This window comes from Agathobaculum faecis (assembly GCF_014287995.1).
Taxonomy (GTDB): domain Bacteria; phylum Bacillota; class Clostridia; order Oscillospirales; family Butyricicoccaceae; genus Agathobaculum; species Agathobaculum ammoniilyticum.
Genome location: NZ_JACOPL010000004.1, coordinates 209,408 through 233,751, shown reverse-complemented (window position 1 = coordinate 233,751; position 24,344 = coordinate 209,408). Strand labels below are relative to the sequence as shown.

The 24,344-nt window shown below is 59.7% G+C and carries 20 protein-coding genes; 19 read left to right on the top strand and 1 reads right to left on the bottom strand.

All coding sequences use genetic code 11. The annotated features are described in order from the left end of the window. Window positions 1-146 precede the first annotated feature (146 nt). From H8S45_RS06145 to H8S45_RS06125, 5 genes are all read left to right on the top strand, one after another. On the top strand, window positions 147-1,391 hold the full coding sequence (locus tag H8S45_RS06145; RefSeq protein WP_054326095.1) for a DUF4317 domain-containing protein: 1,245 nt from the start codon (window positions 147-149) through the stop codon (window positions 1,389-1,391). A gap of 173 nt (window positions 1,392-1,564) precedes the next feature. After that, a complete protein-coding gene (locus H8S45_RS06140) occupies window positions 1,565-2,233 on the top strand; it encodes a FadR/GntR family transcriptional regulator (protein WP_054326096.1) in 669 nt (222 codons plus the stop codon). Between the two features lie 31 nt (window positions 2,234-2,264). Then, window positions 2,265-3,512, top strand: a complete 1,248-nt coding sequence (locus H8S45_RS06135) for an enolase C-terminal domain-like protein (protein ID WP_147573854.1) — start codon at window positions 2,265-2,267, stop codon at window positions 3,510-3,512. A 71-nt stretch (window positions 3,513-3,583) separates the two neighbouring features. Next, on the top strand, window positions 3,584-4,633 hold the full coding sequence (locus H8S45_RS06130) for an alcohol dehydrogenase catalytic domain-containing protein (RefSeq protein WP_107630726.1): 1,050 nt from the start codon (window positions 3,584-3,586) through the stop codon (window positions 4,631-4,633). 2 nt (window positions 4,634-4,635) lie between these two features. Further along, entirely contained in the window at window positions 4,636-5,403 is a 768-nt protein-coding gene (locus H8S45_RS06125; protein ID WP_107630725.1) for an SDR family NAD(P)-dependent oxidoreductase, read from the top strand. Window positions 5,404-5,485: 82 nt separating this feature from the next. Here H8S45_RS06125 and H8S45_RS06120 read toward each other — a convergent pair whose 3' ends face one another. After that, the gene (locus H8S45_RS06120; RefSeq protein ID WP_054326097.1) at window positions 5,486-6,421 is read right to left on the bottom strand and encodes a hypothetical protein; all 936 of its coding nucleotides are present in this window, start codon (window positions 6,419-6,421) and stop codon (window positions 5,486-5,488) included. 286 nt (window positions 6,422-6,707) lie between these two features. Between H8S45_RS06120 and rlmB the strand changes: the two genes are divergently transcribed. The 14 genes from rlmB to H8S45_RS06050 all read left to right on the top strand — a co-directional run bounded on the left by rlmB (window position 6,708) and on the right by H8S45_RS06050 (window position 24,317). After that, window positions 6,708-7,484: a 23S rRNA (guanosine(2251)-2'-O)-methyltransferase RlmB gene (gene rlmB / locus H8S45_RS06115; protein ID WP_054326098.1), complete on the top strand. Its 777-nt coding sequence runs from the start codon at window positions 6,708-6,710 to the stop codon at window positions 7,482-7,484. A 21-nt stretch (window positions 7,485-7,505) separates the two neighbouring features. Then, the gene (locus tag H8S45_RS06110; RefSeq protein WP_147573853.1) at window positions 7,506-9,710 is read left to right on the top strand and encodes a hypothetical protein; all 2,205 of its coding nucleotides are present in this window, start codon (window positions 7,506-7,508) and stop codon (window positions 9,708-9,710) included. 509 nt (window positions 9,711-10,219) lie between these two features. Further along, window positions 10,220-12,304: an elongation factor G gene (locus H8S45_RS06105; protein ID WP_054326101.1), complete on the top strand. Its 2,085-nt coding sequence runs from the start codon at window positions 10,220-10,222 to the stop codon at window positions 12,302-12,304. Window positions 12,305-12,522: 218 nt separating this feature from the next. Next, entirely contained in the window at window positions 12,523-13,725 is a 1,203-nt protein-coding gene (locus tag H8S45_RS06100; RefSeq protein ID WP_054326102.1) for an FprA family A-type flavoprotein, read from the top strand. Between the two features lie 121 nt (window positions 13,726-13,846). After that, window positions 13,847-14,335, top strand: a complete 489-nt coding sequence (locus H8S45_RS06095) for a DUF4830 domain-containing protein (RefSeq protein WP_107630722.1) — start codon at window positions 13,847-13,849, stop codon at window positions 14,333-14,335. A gap of 186 nt (window positions 14,336-14,521) precedes the next feature. After that, the gene (locus H8S45_RS06090) at window positions 14,522-15,259 is read left to right on the top strand and encodes a pseudouridine synthase (protein WP_054326104.1); all 738 of its coding nucleotides are present in this window, start codon (window positions 14,522-14,524) and stop codon (window positions 15,257-15,259) included. A 197-nt stretch (window positions 15,260-15,456) separates the two neighbouring features. Continuing rightward, window positions 15,457-16,548: a PucR family transcriptional regulator gene (locus H8S45_RS06085; RefSeq protein ID WP_054326326.1), complete on the top strand. Its 1,092-nt coding sequence runs from the start codon at window positions 15,457-15,459 to the stop codon at window positions 16,546-16,548. Window positions 16,549-16,716: 168 nt separating this feature from the next. Further along, window positions 16,717-17,397: a cell division ATP-binding protein FtsE gene (gene ftsE / locus H8S45_RS06080; protein WP_054326105.1), complete on the top strand. Its 681-nt coding sequence runs from the start codon at window positions 16,717-16,719 to the stop codon at window positions 17,395-17,397. Continuing rightward, window positions 17,394-18,278 carry a permease-like cell division protein FtsX gene (gene ftsX, locus H8S45_RS06075; protein ID WP_054326106.1) on the top strand — a complete coding sequence of 295 codons (885 nt, stop codon included), beginning with the start codon at window positions 17,394-17,396 and terminating at the stop codon, window positions 18,276-18,278. The genes ftsE and ftsX overlap by 4 nt, the downstream gene beginning before the upstream one ends. Window positions 18,279-18,310: 32 nt before the next feature. Further along, entirely contained in the window at window positions 18,311-19,489 is a 1,179-nt protein-coding gene (locus H8S45_RS06070; protein WP_054326107.1) for a murein hydrolase activator EnvC family protein, read from the top strand. 63 nt (window positions 19,490-19,552) lie between these two features. Then, on the top strand, window positions 19,553-20,719 hold the full coding sequence (locus H8S45_RS06065) for a S41 family peptidase (RefSeq protein WP_054326108.1): 1,167 nt from the start codon (window positions 19,553-19,555) through the stop codon (window positions 20,717-20,719). A gap of 132 nt (window positions 20,720-20,851) precedes the next feature. Beyond that, on the top strand, window positions 20,852-21,325 hold the full coding sequence (gene greA / locus H8S45_RS06060) for a transcription elongation factor GreA (RefSeq protein ID WP_054326109.1): 474 nt from the start codon (window positions 20,852-20,854) through the stop codon (window positions 21,323-21,325). A 40-nt stretch (window positions 21,326-21,365) separates the two neighbouring features. Next, window positions 21,366-22,877, top strand: coding sequence for a lysine--tRNA ligase (gene lysS, locus H8S45_RS06055; protein ID WP_107630719.1), 1,512 nt, complete (start codon window positions 21,366-21,368; stop codon window positions 22,875-22,877). A 72-nt stretch (window positions 22,878-22,949) separates the two neighbouring features. Continuing rightward, window positions 22,950-24,317 carry a TrkH family potassium uptake protein gene (locus H8S45_RS06050; RefSeq protein ID WP_243182395.1) on the top strand — a complete coding sequence of 456 codons (1,368 nt, stop codon included), beginning with the start codon at window positions 22,950-22,952 and terminating at the stop codon, window positions 24,315-24,317. The last annotated feature ends 27 nt before the right edge of the window (window positions 24,318-24,344 follow it).

Sequence of the window (24,344 nt, the reverse complement as noted above, 5' to 3'; positions counted from 1 at the left end):
CTCCGGCAAAATCCGCTTGCCTTTTCTGCGCGGGATGCCGTATACTAAAGGACGGGAATATGAAAAGCCGGCGGCGGGCGGCCGCTTATCCGCAGGGATAGGCGGCCGCCCTGTGTCCGCGGGCATATGACAGGAGAGAGCCTATAATGAATATTACCAAAGGCGATGTGCAGGAGCTGCGCCGCCGTCTGAAAAAGACCGAATGCACCTTTGGCCGCATGTGCGGGTGCTATGTCAACAGCGGCAAGCAAGTCGTCCTGAAGTTCGGCGAACAGTTTTCCGAGCTGGAGGAGGACGAGTTTTACAAGTATTTGGAGATCGCGAAAAAAACGCTGTCCGGCACACTGGGCGGCAACCTGCTCGAGCTGGAATTCGCGCGCGGGGAGCAGGCGGACGAGTGCCGCTCGTTCCTGCTCACGCTCAAGGGCAGCAAGCTGGCCAACGACGACCTGCTCGACCGCCTGTATGAGCAGGTCATCGAACAGTATGCCTATCCGGGTAACTACCTGATTTTAGTATACCATGATGTGTACGATGTGCCGGCCCGGGCGACCTCCGGCGAGGCGCAGGAGGAGTCCGAGGAGATCTACGAGTACATACTGTGCGCGGTGTGTCCGGTCGAGTTGTCCAAGCCCGCGCTCGGTTATCGGGAGGAAGAGAACCGCATCGGCGCGCGCGTGCGCGACTGGGTGGTCGGTCTGCCCGACCTGGGCTTTGTGTATCCGGCGTTCAGCGGCCGCGGCAGCGATGTGAACGCTGTGCTGTATTACGTCAAGACCGGCCGCGGCTCCCATCCGGAGCTGATAGAAAGCGTGCTCGGGTGTGTGTCCCAGCGCACGGCCACAGAGGAGAAGAAAGCGTTCCAGAGCGTTGTGAAAAGCGCGTTTGGGGAGGATGAGGAGCAGGCGGAAGCCGCGTTCTTCCGGATACAGAAGACGATCAGCGGCATGGTGGCCGAGCAGGAGGCGGACGATAGCCTGCCGCCGGTCAGCCTGACGGCCGAGACGGTCGCGGATCTCGCGGCGGAGGCCGAGGTGCCGGAGCCGGTCAGGGAACAGATCGGCAAGGCTTTCGCGCAGACGTTCGGAGACGTGCCGCCTGTTGCGAACAATGTGCTGGACAGCCGCTTGGTGGAGGAAAACACCCAGCGAATGCACACGGCGGCGCTGGAGCAAAGGGTTGCGGATCTGCAGCACCGTCTGGCGGAGCAATCCGAGCGCCTGGCCGGAGACGAGGTTCCTTGGGAGGAAAGCGCGGGCATCGTGCTGCGGGTGCCGGAGGAGCGGGCGGAACGCGTCCATACGGGTGTGGTCGAAGGGCAGAAATGCCTGCTGATTCCGATCGAGGAGGGGGAATCCGCCAGCATTAACGGTGTGGATCAGACACTGTAAAAAACAGCGGGACAATGGGAGCCGGCATCTGCCGGCTCTTTTTGTGCCGGAAATGTGCGAAATCGGCGGCGGGATTTGCGCAATATGCAAAAATGTGATTTTCCCTCTTGACAGTACGGAAAAGGGCGCTATAATAAAAGCATAACTTGTCAGACAAGTTGAGGAGGTAAGCCATGAAGGCCGAACGCATCAATGTGACGGAAAGCGTACTCCAGTACCTGACCGGCCATATCCAAAGCGGCCAGTGGGCGGTCGGCAGCAAGATCCCGTCCGAGAACCAGTTGACCGAACGGCTCGGCGTCAGCCGCGCGAGCGTGCGCGTGGCGATCCAGCAGCTGATCGGCGTGGGCGTGCTGGAAAGCGTGCATGGGAAAGGGACCTTCCTGCGGGACGACCGCGTGGAAACCCTGCTCACCGGAGCAAGCCAGATCACCCCTGCGGACTGCGCGGATATCCGTGCGGTGCTGCAGTTCCGGCGCATTTTAGAGCCGGAAGCGGCGGCGCTGGCCGCAAAAAACGCAACAAAAGCGCAGATTGGGCGTCTGCATGAGCTGACCGGCCGGTTGCCCGCGCTGCGCGGCCAGAAAAGTGAATTTGTACGGTGCGACATGGCGTTCCATGAGGAACTGTGCAGGGCGTCCGGCAATCATCTGCTGGTCAAAAGCCTGCATGAGGTGTTCGAGCAGACGGTGCGCAACCATGAGCAGCTGACCCAGCGGTTCGGAGAGCAGGACGCCCTATTCTTTCACCCTATGATCCTCAATGCGGTCGAGGTACACAATGATAATCTGGCGCGTGCGCTGATGCAGGCGCACATCCTGCAAAATTACGATAAGGTTTAACTTGTATAACAAGTAAAAAGGAGAGAATATCATGCCAATTACCATCCGTGACATCCGTGTGATCTGCACCGCGCCGGAGGGAATCAACCTGGTGGTCGTCAAGGTGGAGACGAGCGAGCCGGAGCTGTACGGCCTGGGCTGCGCGACGTTTGCCTACCGCCACCTGACCGTGCAGCATCTGGTGGAAAATTACCTCAAGCCGCTGCTCGTCGGCCGCGAGGTGAACAACATCGAAGCGCTGTGGCAGCTGATGCACCAGAACGCCTACTGGCGCAACGGCGGCATTGAAAACAACGCGATCTCGGGCGTGGACATGGCGCTGTGGGACATCAAGGGCAAGCTTGCGAACATGCCGTGCTACGAGCTGTTCGGTGGCAAGTGCCGCGAAGCCATTCCGGTCTACCGTCACGCGGATGGGCGCGATGTGGAGGAGATCTGCGATAACATCGAGCGCTTCCGCGACATGGGCATCACCCACATCCGCTGCCAGTGCGGCGGCTATGGGGGGGGCGGCTACGGCAAGGCGCCCGCGACCGCGCCGCAGGGCGCGCCGGACGGCGTCTACCTGGACTCGCGCAAATACATCCGCGACACGGTCAAGCTGTTTGAGGGCATCCGCGCGCGCATCGGCTACGACATGGCGCTCGTCCACGACGTGCATGAGCGCATCGCACCGGTCGAAGCGCTGCAGCTGGCCAAGCAGCTCGAACCGTTCGACCTGTTTTTCCTGGAAGATGCGGTGCCGCTCGAGCAGGTCGACTGGCTGCGCCTGCTGCGGCAGCAGACCTCGATCCCGCTGGCGCAGGGCGAGCTGTTCAACAACCCGCGCGAGTGGAAGCAGCTGATCACCGAGCGGCTGATCGACTTTATCCGCGTGCATATTTCGCAGATCGGCGGCATCACGCCGGCGCGCAAGCTGGCGATTTTCGCAGAACAGTTCGGGGTGCGCACCGCGTGGCACGGCCCCGGCGATATGTCGCCGCTCGCGCATGCGGCCAATATCCATATCGACTTGGCGGCGCCCAACTTCGGCGTGCAGGAATGGTCGGGCATCGAGCCGCCCAATTTCGTCATCCAGGAGCTGCGTCAGCAGCACGGCGCGCTGCTTGAGGTGTTCCCAGGCCTGCCGGAATTCAGGGACGGTTATGTGTACGCCAACCACAAGCCCGGCCTGGGCGTCGATCTGGACGAAAAGGAAGCCGCCAAATACCCCTGTGAGAACACGGTCACGACTTGGACGCAGACCCGCCTGCGAGACGGCTCGCTCCAGACGCCGTAACGCCGCGCGGTGCAGAAAGCGGGAAAACCGATATGTCATACATGATACTGTTTTAAGAGGAGAATGCTGTTATGCTGATGAGCAAGGAAGTCATAGTGACCGAGCCGCATAAGTTCGAGGTGCGCGAGGTGCCGCGCCCTGAGGCTGCCGGCGATTACGACGTACTGGTTAAAATGAAGGCCTGCGGCGTGTGCGGGTCGGACGTACATAACTATCTGGGAGAGAACCCGTGCGCGTCTTATCCGCGCATCCCGGGACATGAGAACGCGGGCGTGGTCGAAGCGGTCGGCTCCAAGGTGACTCGCGTCAAGCAGGGCGACCATGTCGTGCTCGATCTGGTGGTTGCCTGCGGCGAGTGCTACCAGTGTAAAATAGGCCGCTATAACGTGTGCGAACACGTCCGCGCGCGCGGTTCGAGCATCGACGGTGGCTGGCGCGAATACTTTGTCGTGCCGGAGAACCAGTGCTATGTGATCTCCCCCGAAATCCCGTGGAAGGATGCGGCGCTCGTCGAGCCGTTCGCCATCGGCGGACACTGCACGGGGCGCGGCCGCGTGGTGCCGGAAGATACCGTGCTCATCCTCGGCGCGGGTACGATCGGCGCGATCATCCTGCAGACCTGCAAGGCGAAGGGTGTGAAAACCGTCATCTGCTGCGATATCAACGATTCTTCGCTCGAACGCGCGAAAACGTACGGCGCGGACTATGTGATCAACACCAAAAACGAAGATCTTGCCCTGCGCGTGCAGGATATCACGGGCGGACATGGTGTGACCTGCGCGTTTGATTCGGCATGCTTCCCAGGCTCGCTGACCAGCCTGTTCGCGCCCGGTATCATGGCGAACGCGGGCCGCGTGGTCTCGCTCGGCTTCTGCACGGCGCCGGAGCAGATCTCCTCCGCCATGCTCGACCAGCGCGAGCTTGACCTGATCGGCTCCCGCATGTCGGCTTACCAGTTCGAGCCGACCATCGAGCGTTTTGAGCAGCATGCGTTCAATCTGGAGGGTATCGCTACCCATTTTATCCCGTTCAGCCGCATCGGGGAAGTGTTCGACAAGATCGAGCATCCCGACCCGTCGGTTAAGAAAATGGTCATTTTGTTTGATGAGGAGGATATGTAATCATGGTACATCCGCTTTTTGATATCACCGGCCGCAAGGCCATCGTTACCGGCGGCACGCGCGGCCTGGGTCACGGCATGGCCGAGGGTCTGATGGAGGCGGGCTGCGAGGTCGTCATCATTGGCTCGAGCGCGCGCGTGCATACCGCCGCGGAGGAATTCCGCGCGCGCGGCTTTGCCTGCCACAGTGTGCAGGCCGACCTTGGTCGGCGTGAGGAATGCTACCGTGCGTTCGGAGAGGCGGTGGAGCAGCTGGGCGGCGATCTGGACATCATCGTGACCGCGCACGGCATCCAGCGCCGGCACCGTGCGGACCAGTTCCCGATGAGCGATTGGGACGACGTGATCCGCGTCAATCTGGAGAGCCAGTTCATCCTCTGCCAGGAGGCGTCCAAGATCATGGTCAAGAAGGGCTATGGCAAGATCATCACGATTTCCTCCATGGCGTCTTTCTTCGGCGGCCAGAACGTCGTCGCGTATTCCGCAGCCAAGGGCGGCGTGGCACAGATGACCAAGTGCATGTCCAACGACCTGCTGGCGTGCGGCGTCAACGTCAATTCGATCGCGCCCGGCTATTTTGCGACCGATATGAATGAAGCGCTCCTCGACCCCTCCAATTACCGATACAAGGAGATCTGCGACCGCATTCCCGCCCACCGCTGGGGCGAGCCGGCGGATATGAAGGGCGCGTGCCTGTTCCTTGCGTCGCATGCGAGCGACTATCTGGGCGGCGCGATCCTGCCGGTCGACGGCGGCTACCTTTGCAAGTAAGGGGCGCCTGCTCCGGCGCTTTCCATTATCAAAAAGACCCCCAGGGCTGGCTGCCCTGGGGGTCTTTTTCCGTACCGATGCGTCAGGCGCCGGCGACCAGATGGTCGAGCGCCTCTCGCGCGCGCTGTTCCGCAGCGCGGCAGCCTTCCTGCATGGCGCGAAGGCGGGACAGGACATCGTCGATTTGTCCGCATGTCTCTGCAATTTGGGACTGTGCGCCGTGAATATGGTCCAACACCATCCAGTCCGCGAAAAGGCCGTCGAAAAAGTAATCCGCAAAGCGCAGGAAACCGTCCACCTGCGCCTGCACATCCGCTTGGATGGATACATCGGTCAGCTCGGTCTTAAAGCGGCGAAGCTGGGTCTGCAGCGTCTCGACCTTGTCCTGCGCGTCGTCCAGATGCCCGTGCTTGACCAGGTCGGTTATCAGGCCGCCGCTGAACAGGTCGAACGTCCCCCAGCCTTCCGCGCTGTCCAGGCTGGACAGGATGCTGCCCGCGGTATTGCGCGCCGCGCGTCCGGCGTCGAGTGCTTGCCCAATCTCGGTTTCCAGCGTCTGCTGTGTGGCGAGCTGCTGCTCAAGCTGCAGGATGCGCTCGGCATGCACGGAACCACTCTGCCGCAGGAAATCCCGCTTGTCGTCCATGACCTGCGTCCAGCGCTGCTCGCAGCCATCGAGCGCGGCGGCTTCCCGCTCGTAAGAAGCGATATCCTGCCGTACCGCCTCCAGCTCACGCCGTACAGCGTCGTGCCTGACCGCGGCGGTCCAGGCCTCCTGCTGTTCCTTGTCGAGCCGCTCCTCCCGCCTGCCGAGGAGAGCGTAAAAACAGGCGGTTAGGCTGCGGCCTTGCAGCCGGTCCACGTCCTTTTGCTCCGCAGCCCGTACCACAGCCAGGCTGCGCTCCCGTTCCTCCAGGCGTTGCCGCTCGCGGTACAGCTCGTCCAGCATGCCCCGCAGCCGGTTGAGCCGGTCGGCCTGCTGCCTGAGGGTGCGGAGCGTTTCATCGTATGGCGTCAAATGCGATCCCTCCCGTTCGTTTTTATCATTATACCACATACCACAGCGGCCGGTACTTTTTTGCTTGAAGCGACTGCTAAGCGCCGCTGACCGCTGATAATAAATAAAATAAATGTATAATAGCTGCTTTGCGGCTATCCATGCGGCGCGCGCTCCAGTGAGCCTTTTGCGGAAGGATGAGGGGCGAAAAACGTGTAAATTTTATGTTTTCCGTCGTACAGCGTTGAAAACGTGGGGGAAAGTGTGCTATACTATCAATATCTGAAAATTTTTGGAGCGTAGGAATATGGCTTATGAAAACAATAGGCGCCGCCGCCCGCCGCGGGAGGATGACGGGACCCTGATCGAAGGCAGGAACGCGGTTCTGGAAACGCTGCGCGCTGGCCGGACGGTCGATAAGGTCTTTGTGGCCGAGGGAGCCCGCATCGGGGATGTGGCTGCGGAAGCGCGGCGCTGCGGCGTGCCGGTCGTCACCTGCGACCGCCGCAAGCTCGACCATATGAGCCCCACGGGGAACCACCAGGGAGTGATCGCGCAGGCCGCCGCACAGGAATATGTGTCGCTCGACCATATATTCCGCGTGGCGGAGGAGCGGGGCGAAGCGCCGCTGATCGTGGTCTGCGACGGTATTGAGGACCCACATAACCTGGGCGCGATCATCCGCTCGGCGGAAACCGCGGGCGCACACGGGGTCATTATCCCCAAGCGCCGCGCGGTTGGTCTGACCGCGGCGGTCGCGCGAGCCGCGGCGGGCGCGCTGGCCTATGTGGGCGTGCATAAGGCGAACAACCTTGCGGCGGCGCTCGACGAGCTGAAGGCGCGCGGGGTGTGGCTGTTCGGCGCGGAGGCGGATGGAACGGTGGGGCTTTACCAGGCCGCGTTCGACCGCCCGTGCGCGATCGTGATCGGTTCAGAGGGGCAGGGGCTCAGCCGGCTGACGCGGGACAAGTGCGATTATATCATCAGCATCCCGATGCGCGGGCGGGTCAATTCGCTCAACGCATCCAACGCGGCGGCCGTTCTGCTGTTCGAGGCGGTCCGCCGCCGCGCGCAGGCGGAATAAAGGAGGAAGACGGACAACGATATGGACAGAAAAGACGAAACCATGAACCTCGATGATATTCGGGCGATGCTGAACGACGTACCGGATACGGACGAGTTCGATCTGGACGCGATCATAGCCGAGGTCGAGGGACTGGCACCGGCCACGCCGAAGGCCCAGCCGCGCCCGTCCGCCGCGCCGGTGCCGGAGGTACGGCAGCCGGAACCGGCGGCAGCCGCCCAGCCCGCCGCGCCAAGGACGAGGCCTGTCCGCGCAGCGGCGCCGACGGAAACGCAGCCGCGTGATTCGGACGATTCCACAGGGGAGGAAGAAGAGGATCCCCGCGCGGCGCGTATCGCCACGCGGGAGGCCAGGGCGGAGGCGAAACGGCAGAGAGAGGAGAAACGGACCGCTGCCAGGGCTGCGCGCCGCGCCGCGAAAGCGGCCGTGCAGGAGGAAGAGGAGCTGTACGAGGACATGACGGAGCAGCCACCCGCGCGCCGCGCAGCGCGTGGGGAGCGGATGAGCCGCAAGGAGGCGCGCGCGGCGCGTCTGGCCGCCGAACAGCAGGAGGAAGCGGAGGAGATCCGGCTGCGCGATCCGGCGCAGGCCGCCCGCTCGTTCAAGCGGCGGGCGCGGGGGCTTTCCGTGCGGTCCGTGATCGTATTGATTTTGGCTGCGGCTGCGGCTTACCTGAGCCTCGCGCCCAGCTTTGACGTGCTGCCGCTACCGGTTGTGCTCGACGCGGTGGAGAACCCGGGCATCGGCATTGGCGTGCTCCTGCTGCTGCAGTTTATCGCGCTTTTCCTGGGCGTGGATGTGTTCGGCATGGGCTTTAACAGCCTGTTTCACGGCGCGCCCGATCGGGCGTCGCTGGTTTCGTTCGCCATTGTTGCGTCGCTGCTGCACGGCGCGTCCATTATCGTTTTTGAAAACGCGCCCGGCGTGCAGGTGCCGTACCTCGCGGTCAGCATCCTGCTGCTGTACGCGGCAATGCGGGAGGAGCGCGGACGGTACGCCGCGCAGGCGCGCGCCTATCAGGCGATCTGCTCGGCGGAGCAGCCGATGGCGGTCTACAGCCATTACGACAGGGAGGATGACGCGTGCAGGGCGGTCAAGGGGCCGCTGCACGATGATAAGGCTTTTTTGCTGGAGATGGAACGGCCGGATACGGTCGACCGCTTTTCCATGATCTATGTGCCGATCGCGCTGGCGGCGTCCATCATCTTCGCGCTGGTGGCTTCGGTTGCGCGCGGCGAGCCGGTGCGCTTTTTCTGGGCGTTTTCCGCGATTTTGTCGGTATCCGCGCCGCTCGGCCTGCTGTGCGCGTTCGGCGCGAGCTATAAGAATATCTCGCGCCGCCTGCTCGGGTCGGGCGCGGCGCTCGCAGGGGCGCGCCAGGCCAACCTTCTGCGCGGGACCGAGGAGGTCGTCCTGACTGAAAACGACCTGTTCCCTGCGGGCTCGATCAGCTTGGAGGCGCTGCAGAACGCGGGGCGGATGTCGGACGATAAGTTGCTGGGCTGCGCCGCAGCGCTCGCGGATGCGGCCGGTCTTGAGCTGGGACGTGTGCTGACCGAGGCGGTGCGGGAGCGGTACGGCGTGACGCTGGCGGCGCGCAACGTGCAGTTTGTCGAGGGCGGCCTTGCCGGAGAGATCGGCGGGAGCCGCATGGTGCTTGGCACAGCGGCGCTCATGGTCAAGCTGGGGCAGCGTATCCGTTCGGGCCAGACGGAGGATGAAACGGTTAGCGCCTATCTGGTTGTGGACAACGTGCTGGCGGGCGCGCTGCTGCTCCGTTACCAGCCGACGAAAAGTACCTACCAGGCAATGCGCCTGATGCGCCGGATGCATATGAACGCGGCGCTGGCAGTGCGGGATTTCAACATTTCGCCCGCTATGGTGGAGAGCCAGTTCGACCTGCGCCGCGGCTTTGCCGATCAGCCGGAGCCGGACAGCGTGCGCCGGCTGCTTGATCCCACCTATGCAAAGGCGGACGCGCCCGCCGCGATCCTAGTCCGCGAGGGGGCGGGACCGTTCCTGCAGGTACTCCGCTGTGCGGACAAGCTGGCAGGCGCGGTGCGCTCCGCCTTGACGCTGGGTGCCTTTGCCGGCATATGCGGAATGCTGATCGTATTCTATCTGGTGTTCCAGAACGCGGTGGACGCACTGCCGGTTCTGCACCTGCTGCTGTATCTGTTGATCTGGTATGTTCCGGTATTCATTATCACACAGCAGACGCACTGAGATAAGGAAATAATGAAAAGGGCCTGGAAGCATGCTTCCAGGCCCTTTTCATTTGCCCCTTGCCGGGGAGTGGCCGCTTGGCAAAAGCAAAGGCCGCCGGAGCGAACCGCTCCGGCAGCCCGATCGGTAGAAGAGAAGAAAAAGAGGGGTTCAAAACGGCAGGATGGACACGACCGAAAACACCGCGAGAGCCAATGCCAAAACGGCGGCGGCGGTAGCAAGATAAGCACGGGTCATGACGGAGGCTCCTTTCCATTCTGCACAGCGGGGTAAAAACCATTACACTTATATAACGTTTGAAAAGGCGGTTTTGTGACAGGAAAAAAACAAAAAAATAAAAAATTTTCGGGCGGTGCGGCTCTGTCGAAAAAAGACAGAGGGGTACATTAAAATTGCACAAAAAACAGCTTGCATGAATTGGTAAAGTCGTGTATAATAACAAACAGGGAGTTTGTTCCCGCCAACTAAGCGCCCGCGTGAAGGCAAGGGCAGGGGAGTGTTTATCAAATATGGCCAATTACCCGGTTAACAAGATCCGTAACGTATGTCTGATGGGGCATGGCGGCGACGGCAAGACCTCGCTCGTCGAGAGCCTGCTCAATATCGCCGGAGTGACCGACCGTGTCGGAAAGATCACGGATGGCAACACTGTATGCGATTTCGATCCAGAGGAGATCAAACGCAAGTTTTCGATCTCAACGGCTGTGGCGCCTGTTGAATGGAACGGCTGCAAGATCAATCTGCTTGATACCCCTGGTTTCTTTGATTTTGAAAGCGAAGTAAACTGCGCGCTGCGCGTAGCCGAATCCGCTTTGATCATCGCCACTGGCAAGGCCGGTCCGGGCGTGGGGACGGAAAAGGCTTGGGAGCGCTGCGAGGCGCGTTCCATGCCGCGCATGTTCTATATCTCCAAGATCGACGAGGAGAACTCGGATTACTATACCTCGCTGCATAAGCTGCAGAAGCAGTTCGGCGTTTCGGTCTGCCCGATCGTGGTGCCGATCTTCGAGGGCAACCGCGATACGGCCGGCGTGGTCGACTGCGTCATCCGCAAAGCGTACCGCATGGAGGGCAGCAAGCGCGTCGAGATCCCGATTCCGGACGATATGAAGGACCGTATCGACCAGCACCGCGCGGCGCTGTGCGAAAATGTGGCCGAGCTGTCCGAGGAGCTGATGGAGCGCTATTTTGCGGGCGAGGAATTCTCGGACGAAGAACTGATCGCGGGCATCCGTCAGGGCGTCAAAGATCTGGTTATTGCGCCGGTGTTCTGCGGCACGGCCGTGACCGGCATCGGCTCCTATGCGCTCCTGAAAGGCATTGCGGACTACATGCCGTCGCCGGACGAAAAGCCGGTCGAGATCTGCGAGGACGAAAAGGGCGAGCTGATCGAGATCAACTGCACGCCCAACGGCTCGACCTGCGCGTTCGTGTTCAAGACGGTCGCGGACCAGTACGGCCGCTTCTCGTATTTCAAGGTCATGTCCGGCGAGGTCAAGCAGGACATGGTGCTGGTCAACAAGCGCGCGGACGCAAATGAAAAAATGGGGCATATTTACTCGGTCTGCGGCAAGAAGACGAGCGAGGTGCCGGTCGTCGGCTGCGGCGATATCGGCGCGGTTTCCAAGCTGGTCACCACCAAGACCGGCGACACGCTTTCCATGAGCGTGCGCAAGGTCGAACTGGAGCCAATCGAATTTGCGCCGCCGTGCTACACGCAGGGCATCCAGCCCAAGGTCAAGGGCGCGGAGGAGAAGATATCCGCCGGCCTGACCCGCCTGCACGACGAGGATCCGTCTTTCGAGACCGAGTTCAATCCGGAAACCAAGCAGCATACGATTTCGGGTGCGGGCGACATCCATCTGGATGTTTTGTGTTCCAAGCTCAAGGATAAATTCGGCGTGGAGGTCGTGCTGACGCCGCCGATCGTGCCGTACCGTGAAAAGATCCGCAAGACCGTCACGGTCGAGGGCAAGCATAAGAAGCAGTCCGGCGGCCACGGACAGTACGGCCATGTTAAGATGGAGTTTGCGCCGTATCCGGAAGGCGATTACCTGTTTGAGGAAAAGATCTTCGGCGGCTCTGTGCCGAAGAACTTCCATCCCGCGGTCGACAAGGGCATCCGCGAGGCAATGGAGCATGGCGTGCTGGCGGGCTATCCGCTGGTCGGTCTGCATGCCACGCTGCTGGATGGCTCTTATCATGACGTGGATTCCAACGAGCTTTCGTTCAAGATGGCGGCGCGCCTGGCCTATAAGGCGGGTATCCCACAGGCGAGTCCGGTGCTGCTTGAACCGGTCTGCTCGCTGCGCGTCGTCGTGCCGGATTCGTACATGGGCGATGTGATCGGCGACCTGAACAAGCGCCGCGGGCGGATCATGGGTATGAACCCGATCGAGGGCGGCAAGCAGGAGATCCTGGCGGAGTGTCCGATGGCAGAGTTATCCGACTATGCGATCACGCTGCGCTCGATGACGCAGGGCCGCGGCTCGTTCGTTTCCAAGTTCGAGCGGTATGACGATGCGCCTGCTCCGGTGCAGGAAAAGGTTATTGCGGAAAACAAGGCGAGACTGGAAGCGCTCAACAAGGAATAACATAAAAAAACCGGCTGCATAGCAGCCGGTTTTTTATCCGCCGCACGGGGGAACATACATAGCGATGCGGCGGGCTGGAGACGATAAATCATGAACGACGCCAAAAGTCGCAGGTTTTTTGCCCTGTTTTTTTATGCTTTCGTTTGTTTTGGCAGGGTAGACGGCTGTAAAATTATATGTTATAATTTTAACAGAAACTATTTCGGAGGTGTCGTGCGATGCACAGTACCAGAAAGATCAAGGACGATCTCATCTATGTTGGCGGCAGTGATCGCCGCCTGAGCCGGTTTGAAAATTTATTCCCGATTCCGCGCGGTGTATCCTATAACAGCTATGTGCTGCTGGACGAAAAAACCGTGCTGTTCGATACGGCGGACGATTCGATCGGCCGCCTGTTCTGTGAAAACGTGACATATGCGCTGGACGGGCGCGCGCTGGACTATCTGGTGGTTCAGCATATGGAGCCGGATCACTGCAGCCTGATCGACGAAATGCTGCGCCGCTATCCGGAGGCGAAAATCGTCTGCAGCGCGAAGGCGCTGTCCATGCTGGCGCAGTTCTACGGCCTGGATGCGAAAGACCGCGCGCTGGTCGTTGCCGAGGGGGACAAGCTTTCCACCGGCCAGCATACGCTGCATTTCATCATGGCGCCCATGGTCCACTGGCCGGAGGTAATGGTCACCTATGACGAGCAGCACAAGCTTCTGTTTTCTGCGGATGCGTTCGGTACGTTCGGCGCGTTGGCGGGCAATATTTTTGACGATGAAATCAACTTCGACAGCGCGTGGATGAACGACGCGCGCCGGTATTACACCAACATTGTCGGCAAATACGGCGCGCAGGTGCAGGCGCTGCTGAAAAAGGCGGCCGCGCTGGATATCGAAACCATCTGCCCGCTGCACGGACCGGTTTGGCGCGGGCACTTGGCGTTGCTGCTGGAAAAATACCAGTTGTGGAGCACCTATCAGCCGGAGGATAAGGCTGTTTTGATCGCTTACGCCACCCTGTACGGCAATACGGAAAACGCGGCCAATGTACTGGCCGGCCTGCTGGCGGAAAAAGGTGTGCGCAGCATCGCGATGTATGATGTTTCGGAGACCGATGTATCCGAGCTGGTCGCGGAAAGTTTCCGCTGCAGCCATCTGGTGCTGGCGGCGCCGACCTACAACGGCGGACTGTATCCCCGTATGGAGGCCTATCTGGCGGATCTGAAGGCGCTGAACCTGCAGAACCGCACGGTGGCGCTGCTGGAAAATGGCACATGGGCGCCGGTTTCCGCGAAGCATATGCGGACCGTGCTGGAAAGCATGAAGAACATGACCGTGCTGGAAGGCGCGGTCGCGCTCAAGTCCGCTTTGGCGGAGGGTCAGCTCGCCGCACTGGAGGCGCTGGCGGAGGAGATTGCGGCGCAGATACAATAAACCATTCGACAGGTTGCCGCCGGCATGCGGCAGCCTGTTTTTTTGTGCGAGACGGAGAAAAGCCTGTTCTGCTTTGCGCCCAGGATGCATAGGATAGAGCAAAAGCAGGAGGGACAATGCCATGATCGTTTATGCAACCAAGGTGTCAGTAAAGAAAGCGATAGCGGGCGTGCTGGTAATCGGCGCGGTGGTGCTGGGCGTGACCGCACTTATGCCGAAGGCGGCGGAAACGGTCGATGCGCAGGCGGCTGCCGGCGAGGTGGACCTGGACACAAAGCTGAAAAACAACGAGCAGCGCGTCGCGCTACTGGAAAGCTACGGCTGGAAGGTGGAGGCGGAGCCGCGCAGCGAGCGCGAGGTGCAGATCCCCAAAACCTTTGACGACACATACCAGGCGTACAACGCGATCCAGCTCGGGCAGGGGCTGGACCTGACGCCCTATCAGGGGAAACGGGCAACGCTCTATACCTACGAGCTGCTCGAATACCCGACCGGACAGGAGGGGGTTGTCGCCAACCTGCTGGTTCGGCGCAACCGGCTGATCGCTGCGGATATCAGCGCGCCGGAAGCGGATGGATTCGTCCACGGTATTACCGAGATGCCGGAATAACGCGCCCGAACGCGCCCATGCGGGCGCGTTTTTACTTGACTGTGCAATTCCACGAAAAAACACGGTAGGGTTTAGGACACCTATTGGTGACTTTCAGGGGATTGCACTTTTTTTGCATTTCCCTATTGTGCAATATGCGAAAAAGTGGTATGCTATAGCCAGTAATGGGTTGTCGGGAGGCACAAAATGGCCCAGATGCGTTTGGATAAATTGCTCACCCACCTCAATTGCGGCAGCCGGAAAGAAGTGCAGGCGCTCATCCGCGCCGGCCGTGTGTCTGTGGAAGGGCAGGTGGTCCGCGATCCGGCGGCCAAGCTCGATCCGGAGACTGCGGCGGTTTCTGTGGACGGGCAGGTGCAGCGCTACCGCGCGCAGCGGTATTACATGCTCAATAAGCCCGCCGGTGTGATCACGGCGAGTCGGGACACGCGGCACCCGACAGTGCTCGGGCTTTTTCCGGAGAACGAGCGGCGTGGCTTGTTTGCGGTCGGACGGCTGGATAAGGACACCGAGGGGCTGCTGATCGTAACGGACGACGGGGCGCTCAGCCATGCGCTGATGAGTCCGGCGCGGCATGTCTCCAAGGTGTACGAGGCCGAGATCGAGGGGGAAATGGCCAAAGACGCGGTGCAGCGCTTCGCGCAGGGTATGACGCTGAAGGACGGTACGGTTTGCCGCCCTGCCAAGCTGGAACACGTTCCGGCGGCGTGCGGACAATGTGTGCGGATCACGCTGCAGGAGGGGAAATACCATCAGGTCAAGCGGATGGTCGCGGCAGCCGGCGGGGTGGTGGCGCACCTGCGCAGGGTCAGGCTGGGGGGGCTGTCGCTCGATCCAAAGCTCGCGCCGGGGGAATACCGGCTGCTGCGGGAGGAGGAGGTTGTCCTGTTGCGGCAGGAGCCGGAAGATGAACCGATTGGCTGAAAAAATTGCCAAAAAAATTTGAAAAAATTTGTACAAAAATGTAGAACTCTGTGATATAATTACTTAAAATGCACAGAGGGAATGCTGGCTTCTTGTGAAGAATGTTCAGAGCTGGGGATGCTAAGCAAGGAAATAAGCGTTTTCGGGAGAAACTATTATGACCGCCACAGGCGGAAAAGACGGGAAAGGTGATGGAAATGGCTTCGAGATTGTTCCAGTCGATTGTTTTGCAGATGAAGGACACGGTGGACCGTACTATCGGTATTGTGGATGCCAGCGGCGCGGTCGTTGCGTGTACCGATCTGCCTCGGATCGGCGAAATGCGTGAGGAAGCGATCACCGAGCTGGGATTTGCGGGCGAAATCGTGCGCTTCGGTGGCTATACCTACCATATTACCGGAGAGCGGTCGACTCGGCTGGAATATGCCGTTTTCGTGCAGGGCGAGGATGAGCTTGCGCGCAGCATCTGTTCGCTTGTCGCGGTATCCATCAATAATATTAAAACACTTTACGACGAAAAGCATGACAAGGCGACGTTCGTAAAAAACATTATCCTGGATAATATCCTCCCAGGCGATATCTACATCAAATCCCGCGAGCTGCATTTCGGCAACGACGTGCCGCGCGTTGTATTCCTGGTGCGGCAGCAGTCCCCTGCGGATGTGGCGGCGATCGATGTCGTATCCGGCATGTTCCCGGATAAGCAGAAGGATTTTGTCCTGCATATATCTGAAAGCGATATCGTCGTCGTTAAGGAGGTCAAGTCGGGCAGCGAGGCCAGGGATCTGGCCAAGATCGCCGCAAGCATTGAGGAGACGCTCGCAAGCGAGCTTTCGGTCAAATGCCTGATCGGCATCGGCTCGGTTTCCTCGCAGATGAAGGACATTGCGAAATCCTTTAAGGAAGCCCAGACCGCGATCGAGGTCGGTGGCGTTTTTGATACGGAAAAGAGCATTATCAGCTTTGAAAATCTGGGGATTGGTCGCCTGATTTATCAGCTGCCGATCACGTTGTGCGAGATGTTCCTGTCCGAAGTGTTCAAAAAAGGATCGATCGACTCGCTCGACCAGGAAACGCTGTTTACCATCCAGAAGTTCTTTGAAAATAACCTCAATGTGTCGGAAACCTCCCGCAAGCTGTTTGTACACCGCAATACACTGGTGTACCGTCTGGAAAAGATCAAAAAGCTGACCGGACTCGATCTGCGGGAATTTGACCACGCGATTGTGTTCAAGGTTGCGCTGATGGTGCGCAAATATCTGGCAAGCCGTGAGGAAAACAGCCGCTGAAGGCAAAAGTTCACAAAAATTTCACGAAAAAAACCGGATCGTGTTCCGGATTGGCAGTTGTTGTCGTCTTGCGCGATCGGGGAATATCTGTTATAATAGGCAAAGGTGTATGAAGCGCATGCACCTTTGTCTTTTTTTGCAAATGCAAGGCTCCGGGGAGGACTGCCAGTGATACGGATGAACGATGTCACCATGGTGTACGATAACGGCACCCGTGCGGTGAACAAAGCAAACCTGCGCATCGACGAGGGCGAATTCGTCTTTTTGGTCGGCGCGTCCGGTTCCGGCAAAACGACGATGATCAAGCTCCTGACCGCGGAGGTGCGGCCGACCGAGGGGCGGGTGCTGGTCAATAACTACAATATCGGTGAAATGAAAAAACGCCAGATCCCATACCTGCGCCGCACGCTCGGCGTGGTGTTCCAGGATTTCCGGCTGATTAACAGCAAAACGGTGTATGAGAACGTCGCGTTCGCCATGCGCACAATCGGCGCAAAAGGGAAAGCAATCAAGGAACGCGTGCCGTATGTGCTTGATCTGGTTGGTTTGTCGGAAAAAGCGCATGAAAAACCCCTGAACCTTTCGGGCGGCGAGCAGCAGCGCGTCGCGATCGCGCGCGCGCTTGTCAATAACCCGCGGCTGATTATTGCGGACGAGCCGACCGGCAACCTCGATCCGGCGCGTTCGCTCGAGCTGATGACGCTGTTTGAAAAAATCAACGAATTGGGAACCACCGTCCTGATTGTCACCCATGAGAAGGGCTTGGTGGATGAATTTGAAAAGCGTGTCGTCGTCATTGATAAGGGCGAGGTCATCAGCGACCAGACAGGTGGGTACTATCAGTTATGAGAAGTTTTGGTTACTACTGGAAGGAAGGCTTCCGCAATATTTTCAAGCACGGGTTTATGTCGATCGCGGCCGTGATCATCATGATCGCCTGTCTGCTTTTGACAGGAACCGTCACGCTGATCGCATATAATATTAACCTGAGCATTATTGACCTGCAGCAGTCGAATGAGATCGTGGTATTCATCGACGATAGCCTGACCACGCGCGAAGCGAGGGCGCTCGCCACGGAATTCGAGCGGATCGACAATATTGCGACGGTCGATTTTGAGGACCGCGATGAGGCGCTGGAAATCTACCGCCAGCAGCTTGGCGAGGATGCCGATATCCTGGCGGACTTTGATTCCAGCAACAATCCGCTGCGCAACAGCTATATCTTTACCCTGAAAGATCCGACGCAGGCGGAGCAGACCATCGAGGAGATCCAGCAGGTCGAGGGGACCGACCGCATCCGTGCAGATGAGGAGGTTATCTCCAAGCTGATCCAGGTGCAGCGGGTGTTCAATATCATTTCGCTGGCCATGGTCGTGGCGCTGACGCTGATCTCTATTTTCATTATCGCCAATACGGTCAAGCTGGCCATGTTCGCGCGCAGGGAGGAAATATCCATCCAGAAAATGGTGGGCGCGACAAACTGGTTTATCCGCTGGCCGTTCGTGATTGAGGGCATGGTACTCGGCCTGCTGTCCGGCGGGCTGGCGTTTTTCGCCGAGTGGGGCCTGTATAACGAAATGGCGCGGGTCGTCGGTGATGTGATCCCCTATTTCCAGGTTGCTGCGTTTGACAGCGTCCGCATGCTGGTGCTGGGGATATATCTTGGCGCGGGCGTGCTGTTCGGCATCGGTGGCTCGGTAACGAGCATCCGCAAGTTTATGAATGTGTAACCCCTGGTAAACAGCAAAGGAGCAGAAACATTATGATGAAGAAAAGGACCGTGCGGATCATTTCATGCGTAATCGCCGGTATCCTGGTGGTTGCGATGCTGGTTTCCATGCTGGCCTCCAGCCTGACGTTCGCAGCCGCGGCGGAGGATGCGGATTCTCTTCGGGATAAGCTGTCGACCTTGGAGGATGAAAAGGCGGCGGTGAAAGAGCGGATCGCCGAACTGACCCGCGAGGCGAACGATGTGCAGGCTACGCGGGACGCGCTGCAGAGCGAGATCGACTTGACAAAGGAAGAGATCACCACCGTGGAGGCGTATATCGACCGCCTGCAGGAGCAGATCGATGTCAAGACCTCAGAGCTGGAAGTGGCGGAGGATGCGCTTTCCGAAAAGGAAGCGCAGTTTGCCAAGAGCGTGCGCACGACCTATGAGCTGGGCGACACGAGCTATCTGGAGGTGCTGCTCAATTCCTCCAGCTTTTCCGATATGCTCACGCGCATTGAAATGATCACCGACGTGATGGACTACAATAAAAAGGTGGTCGCGGAGTATACGGCGGCGAAGGAGGATATCGAGCAGAAGCGTGACGACCTGCAGAATACGCAGGATTCTCAGAAGGAATACCAGAAGAACCTGAGCTATAAGGTGGACGAGTTGGCGGCGAGCGAAGCCGAACAGGCCGCCCTGCAGGAGAGCCTGGAGGCCTACAAGGCAGAGAGCGAAGAGGAATACGACCGCATTGCAAGCGAGATGCAGGATGTCAGCAATCAGATCGCCGAGTTGTCCCGCCAGTCCGCTGCAAACGGCTCGGTTCCGATGGGCGACGGCACGCTGATCTGGCCGACCCCGAGCTGCACCACGACCAATTCCGCTTACGGCTACCGTGTCCATCCGATCTATGGAACGGTCAAGTTCCACGCGGGCGAGGATATCCCCGCGGGCTACGGCGCACAGATCCTGGCCGCGGCGTCCGGCACGGTCGTCACCGCGGGCTGGGTTTCCGGTTACGGTAACTATACGGTTATCGACCACGGCGGCGGACTGATGACCGCCTATGGACACCAGAGCTCGTTCGCGGTGTCGGTGGGCGATGTGGTCACACAGGGCCAGGTGATCGGCTATGTCGGTTCGACCGGTAACTCGACCGGTCCGCACCTGCATTTTGAGGTTTATGTCAACGGTTCTACCGTCGACCCGAAGAGCTACTTTTAACAGTCATACATAAGGGGAGAGGGCGGCGCGTCCTCTCCCTTTTTTGGAGGGAAGCTGCGGAATATGAAAAAACTGCGGGAAACACAGATCACATTGGGAACGGCGCTGGCGCTCTGCCTGATGGCTTGCGCCGCGGGTATCGCGTGCTGCTATGCGGCGTTCGGCTGGCGTACGCAGGCGGTGCAGAACAAGCTGCGCGAGATCGACGCGATCGCCGCTGAGCACTATGTCGGCGCGTTTGACGCGGAGACAGTCGCGGACTATGCGGCGGTGGGCTACATCACCGGCCTGGGTGATCAGTGGTCGGGCTACATTCCGGCCGACCAGTATGAAAGCTACCAGATGAATACGGAGGGCAAGGGCTGCGGCATCGGCGTGTCCGTGGTGACGTCGGGGCAGGGCATCCGCATCAGCCTGGTATATGATGCGTCGCCCGCGCAGCAGGTCGGCATCCGCAAAGGCGATTGGATCGTTGGCGCGGAGGGACTGACCGTCAAGGCGGATGGCGCGGATGCCGTGATCGGAGCGATCCAGGGCGAGGAGGGGACCGAGGTCACCGTGACCGTGCGGTCGGGCGAAGACGGACGGACGCGCGACGAAACCATGACCCGTGCGGTCGTGGTGCAGAAAATGGCGTGGGGAGAGATGCTTGCGGACCGGATCGGCTATATCCGCATCGAGAATTTCCATGTCGGCGCGGCGGAGCAGTTCCAAAACGCGCTGGACGAGTTGATCGCGGACGGGGCGCGTGCGCTGGTGCTGGATGTGCGCCACAACGGGGGCGGCCGCGTCAAGGAAATGAGCGAAATGCTCGATCCGCTGCTGCCGGAGGGTACAATCATGACGCTACGGACCAAGGATGGACATGAAACCGTATACTCATCAGACGCGGAGATGACCGACCTGCCGGTCGCGGTGCTGGTGGATGAGCAGTCGATCTCGGCGGCGGAATTTTTCGCGGCGGCGTTGCAGGAATACGGGCGCGGCCCGCTGGTCGGCGCGCACACGACCGGAAAGGGGCGGGCGCAGCAGACGTTCCGCCTATCCGACGGCTCGGCTGTCAATCTGTCGGTCGAGCAGTATTATACGCCGGAAGGCAACAGCTTGGCCGGCGTGGGGGTCGCGCCGGACGTTTCGGTGGGCCTGAAGGAGGCGCAGCAGGCGGACTTCTATTTTTTGATACCGGAAAATGACCCGCAGCTTCAAAAAGCCTGTGAACTGCTTACATAAAGCGGTGCGGATGCGAGAAAAATAGGCAAAAATCTTCGGGCTCGCTTGACAGCGCGCCCATCCTTACCTATAATAAGGAGTACTGTACGGCCGCTTCGCGCCGATTATCAAGATTAAGAAGGGTTTGCAAACATGGCAAAAGAAATCAAGCTGACACAGGAAAGTCTGGATTCTTATAAAGAAGAGCTGGAATATCTGAAAACGACCCGCGCCGACGAGGTGGCGGAGCAATTGAAAGAAGCGCGTTCTTTTGGCGACCTCTCGGAGAACGCGGAGTATGATGAGGCGAAGAACGAGCAGGGCAAGCTCTATTCGCGCATCGCCGAGCTGGAAGAGATCATCAAAATGGCGGTCGTCGTTTCCGGCGACACCTACGCGGCGGACGAGGTATCGCCCGGTTGCCGCTTTGTGGTGAAAGACCTCGAACTGGACGAGGAGGAGGAATACCACTTTGTCGGCTCGCAGGAGGCCGACCCGATGGAGGGCAAGATATCGGATGAATCCCCGTTCGGCAAGGCCATGCTGGGTAAAAAGGTCGGCGCAGTGGTCGAGGTTGAAGCGCCGATCGGCATGGTAAAATATCAGATCATGGATATTAAGAAGTGATCCGGCAGGATCAAAATAGAAAAGTAAGGTGAAAAAAGACATGGCAGAACAGCATCAGGCACAGGAGCAGCACGAGCAGACTGCAGAGGAGCTGCATGAGCTGAAGCGCATCCGCCGCGAAAAGCTGGCGGAGCTGCAGGCCGCGGACGCGGACCCGTATCAGCAGGTGCGCTTTGAACGCGACCATCATACCAATGAGATCCACGCGCGTTTCGAGGAGCTGGAGGGCAAAACCGTGCGCCTTGCCGGCCGCATGATGAGCAAGCGCATCATGGGCAAGGCATCGTTCTCCGACCTGTCCGACCGGTATGGCCGCCTGCAGCTCTACATCAAGCGGGATAACGTGGGCGATGAGGTCTACAAGGGCTATAAAAAGTTCGATATCGGCGATATCATCGGCGTGGAGGGCGAGGTGTTCCGCACCCAGAAGGGCGAGATTTCGGTTGCTGTGCATGAGCTGACGCTGCTCTCCAAAAACTTGGCGCCGCTGCCTGAAAAGTGGCACGGCCTCAAGGATACCGATATGCGCTACCGCCAGCGCTATGTTGACCTGATCGTCAATCCGGAGGTGCGTGATACCTTTGAAAAGCGCTCGGCTATTGTGCGCGAGATCCGCAATTTTATGGACTCCCGCGGCTTTATGGAGGTCGAGACGCCCTGCCTGAACACCATCCCGGGCGGTGCGGCGGCGCGTCCGTTCATCACGCACCATAATGCGCTCGATATCGATATGTATATGCGCATCGCGACGGAGTTGCACCTCAAGCGCCTGATTGTGGGCGGCTTTGAACAGGTATACGAGATCGGCCGCATCTTCCGCAACGAGGGGATGGACACCAAGCACAATCCGGAGTTCACCACCATCGAACTGTATCAGGCGTTTACCGATTACCACGGAATGATGGACATTACCGAGGATATGGTTGTCCATGTGTGCGAAAAGGTGCTGGGTACGACCAAGGTCACTTATCAGGGGACGGAGATCGATTTCGCTAAAGGCTGGAAACGCATGACCATGGCCGACGCGGTCAAGGAATACGCCGGCTTGGACTTTATGGCGATGGACGCGGAAGAAGCCCTTGCCGCGGTCAAGGCTAAGGGCGTGGAGACAGAAAAGGGCAAGGAAAGCTGGGGCGACCTGCTTGCGCTGTGCTACGACGAATTTGTCGAAGCCAACCTCACCCAGCCGACCTTTATTATGGATTACCCAGTCGAGGTTTCGCCGCTGGCCAAGAGGAAGGCCGCCGACCCGCGCCTGACCGAGCGCTTCGAGTGCTTTGTCGTCGGCAGGGAGCTGTGCAACGCGTTCTCCGAGCTGAACGACCCGATCGACCAGCGCGAGCGCTTCGAGCGCCAGGCCGCGCTGCGCGCCGCGGGCGACGACGAGGCCAATATGATGGATGATGATTTCGTCAATGCTTTGGAATACGGCATGCCTCCGACGGGCGGCATGGGCATGGGCATCGACCGCTTGGTTATGCTGCTCACCGACTCCGCTTCCATCCGCGACGTGCTTCTGTTCCCCACGATGAAGCCCATCGGCATGGAGTAAAAAAACGCTTTGCAAAGCCTGGACGGAACCGTTCAGGCTTTCGGTATATTGGTATCTAAAGGGGATTCGGGAATGAACCGCCTGCATTTGCATAACCGCCGTATGCGCCGCATGCGACCGACAACGGTCATGGCGCTGGGCTTTCTTGCCATTATCCTGACGGGGGCCGTGCTGCTCGCCCTGCCGGTCTCGGCTCGCAGCGGGGAGGCCACGCCGTTTTTGGACGCACTGTTCACGGCCACCTCCGCCACTTGCGTGACCGGCCTGATACGGGTCGGCACAGCGACGCATTGGTCCAGCTTTGGTCAGGCGGTCATCCTGCTGCTGATCCAGATCGGCGGCCTGGGATTTATGACGCTGGCCTCCATCGCGTCGTTTCTGACGCACCGCACCATTACGCTGCGCGAGCGCATGGTGATGAGCGCGGGCCTGAACCTGACGGACAACGCAGGCATCGTCCGGCTGACGCGGCGCGTGCTGTACGGGACCTTTGCGTTTGAGGCGGCGGGCGCTGTCATTCTGTCCTGCCGCTTTATTCCCCAGTTCGGCTTTTTTAAAGGGATTTCGATGGGCGTTTTCCATTCGGTGTCCGCGTTCTGCAACGCTGGCTTTGACCTGCTGGGAACGCCGGACGCGCCGTTTTTATCGCTGGTCGATTATGTGGGGGATCCGCTGGTCAACCTGACGATTATGGCGCTGATCGTGATCGGCGGCCTGGGTTTTTTTGTCTGGGGCGATATCTGGGATAAGCGCAGCTTCCGGCATTTCCGCCTGCATACCAAGCTGGTGCTGGTGACAACGGCGGCGCTGCTGCTGCTGGGCTTCGGGCTGACGCTGCTGTTTGAATGGAACAACCCGCGGACGCTGGGCGCGCTTTCCGGACCGGAAAAGGTGCTCGCCGCGGCGTTCCAATCGGTCACGCTGCGCACGGCGGGGTATAATACGATCGACCAGGCCGCGCTCGGCGGGCCGGCACAGGCGGTTTCCTGCCTGCTCATGCTGATCGGCGGTTCGCCGGGCTCCACAGCGGGCGGCATTAAGACGGTCGCAGCGGCAGTGCTGCTGCTTTCCGCAGCTTCCGCGCTACGCGGGCGGATCACGGTGTCGGCGTTCGGGCGCACGATTACACCGCGTAGCATTATGAACGCGGTCACCATGCTGATTGTCGGCGTGGTAGTCAGTCTGAGCGGCGCCTGTGCGATCGCCTATATCGAAGACGCGCCGCTGCATCAGTGCTTGTTTGAGGCGGTGTCCGCGTTTGGTACGGTCGGCCTGACCATGGGGCTGACGCCGTCGCTGCACACGCCCTCCTGCCTGATTTTGATTGTGCTGATGTATTTGGGACGCGTAGGTGTGCTTACGCTCGGTGTGAGTGTGCTGATGCGGCACAGGGAGCCGCCCAAGCTGCAGTATCCGGAGGGCAATGTGATGGTGGGATAAAGCCAGGGCTTTATGGAATTGACGCCG

Bases quoted from the DNA above. Each gene is read 5' to 3' on its own strand.
- H8S45_RS06145 (WP_054326095.1), top strand. From the start codon at position 147: ATGAATATTACCAAAGGCGATGTGCAGGAGCTGCGCCGCCGTCTGAAA.
- H8S45_RS06140 (WP_054326096.1), top strand. From the start codon at position 1,565: ATGAAGGCCGAACGCATCAATGTGACGGAAAGCGTACTCCAGTACCTG.
- H8S45_RS06135 (WP_147573854.1), top strand. From the start codon at position 2,265: ATGCCAATTACCATCCGTGACATCCGTGTGATCTGCACCGCGCCGGAG.
- H8S45_RS06130 (WP_107630726.1), top strand. From the start codon at position 3,584: ATGCTGATGAGCAAGGAAGTCATAGTGACCGAGCCGCATAAGTTCGAG.
- H8S45_RS06125 (WP_107630725.1), top strand. From the start codon at position 4,636: ATGGTACATCCGCTTTTTGATATCACCGGCCGCAAGGCCATCGTTACC.
- rlmB (WP_054326098.1), top strand. From the start codon at position 6,708: ATGGCTTATGAAAACAATAGGCGCCGCCGCCCGCCGCGGGAGGATGAC.
- H8S45_RS06110 (WP_147573853.1), top strand. From the start codon at position 7,506: ATGGACAGAAAAGACGAAACCATGAACCTCGATGATATTCGGGCGATG.
- H8S45_RS06105 (WP_054326101.1), top strand. From the start codon at position 10,220: ATGGCCAATTACCCGGTTAACAAGATCCGTAACGTATGTCTGATGGGG.
- H8S45_RS06100 (WP_054326102.1), top strand. From the start codon at position 12,523: ATGCACAGTACCAGAAAGATCAAGGACGATCTCATCTATGTTGGCGGC.
- H8S45_RS06095 (WP_107630722.1), top strand. From the start codon at position 13,847: ATGATCGTTTATGCAACCAAGGTGTCAGTAAAGAAAGCGATAGCGGGC.
- H8S45_RS06090 (WP_054326104.1), top strand. From the start codon at position 14,522: ATGGCCCAGATGCGTTTGGATAAATTGCTCACCCACCTCAATTGCGGC.
- H8S45_RS06085 (WP_054326326.1), top strand. From the start codon at position 15,457: ATGGCTTCGAGATTGTTCCAGTCGATTGTTTTGCAGATGAAGGACACG.
- ftsX (WP_054326106.1), top strand. From the start codon at position 17,394: ATGAGAAGTTTTGGTTACTACTGGAAGGAAGGCTTCCGCAATATTTTC.
- H8S45_RS06070 (WP_054326107.1), top strand. From the start codon at position 18,311: ATGATGAAGAAAAGGACCGTGCGGATCATTTCATGCGTAATCGCCGGT.
- H8S45_RS06065 (WP_054326108.1), top strand. From the start codon at position 19,553: ATGAAAAAACTGCGGGAAACACAGATCACATTGGGAACGGCGCTGGCG.
- greA (WP_054326109.1), top strand. From the start codon at position 20,852: ATGGCAAAAGAAATCAAGCTGACACAGGAAAGTCTGGATTCTTATAAA.
- lysS (WP_107630719.1), top strand. From the start codon at position 21,366: ATGGCAGAACAGCATCAGGCACAGGAGCAGCACGAGCAGACTGCAGAG.
- H8S45_RS06050 (WP_243182395.1), top strand. From the start codon at position 22,950: ATGAACCGCCTGCATTTGCATAACCGCCGTATGCGCCGCATGCGACCG.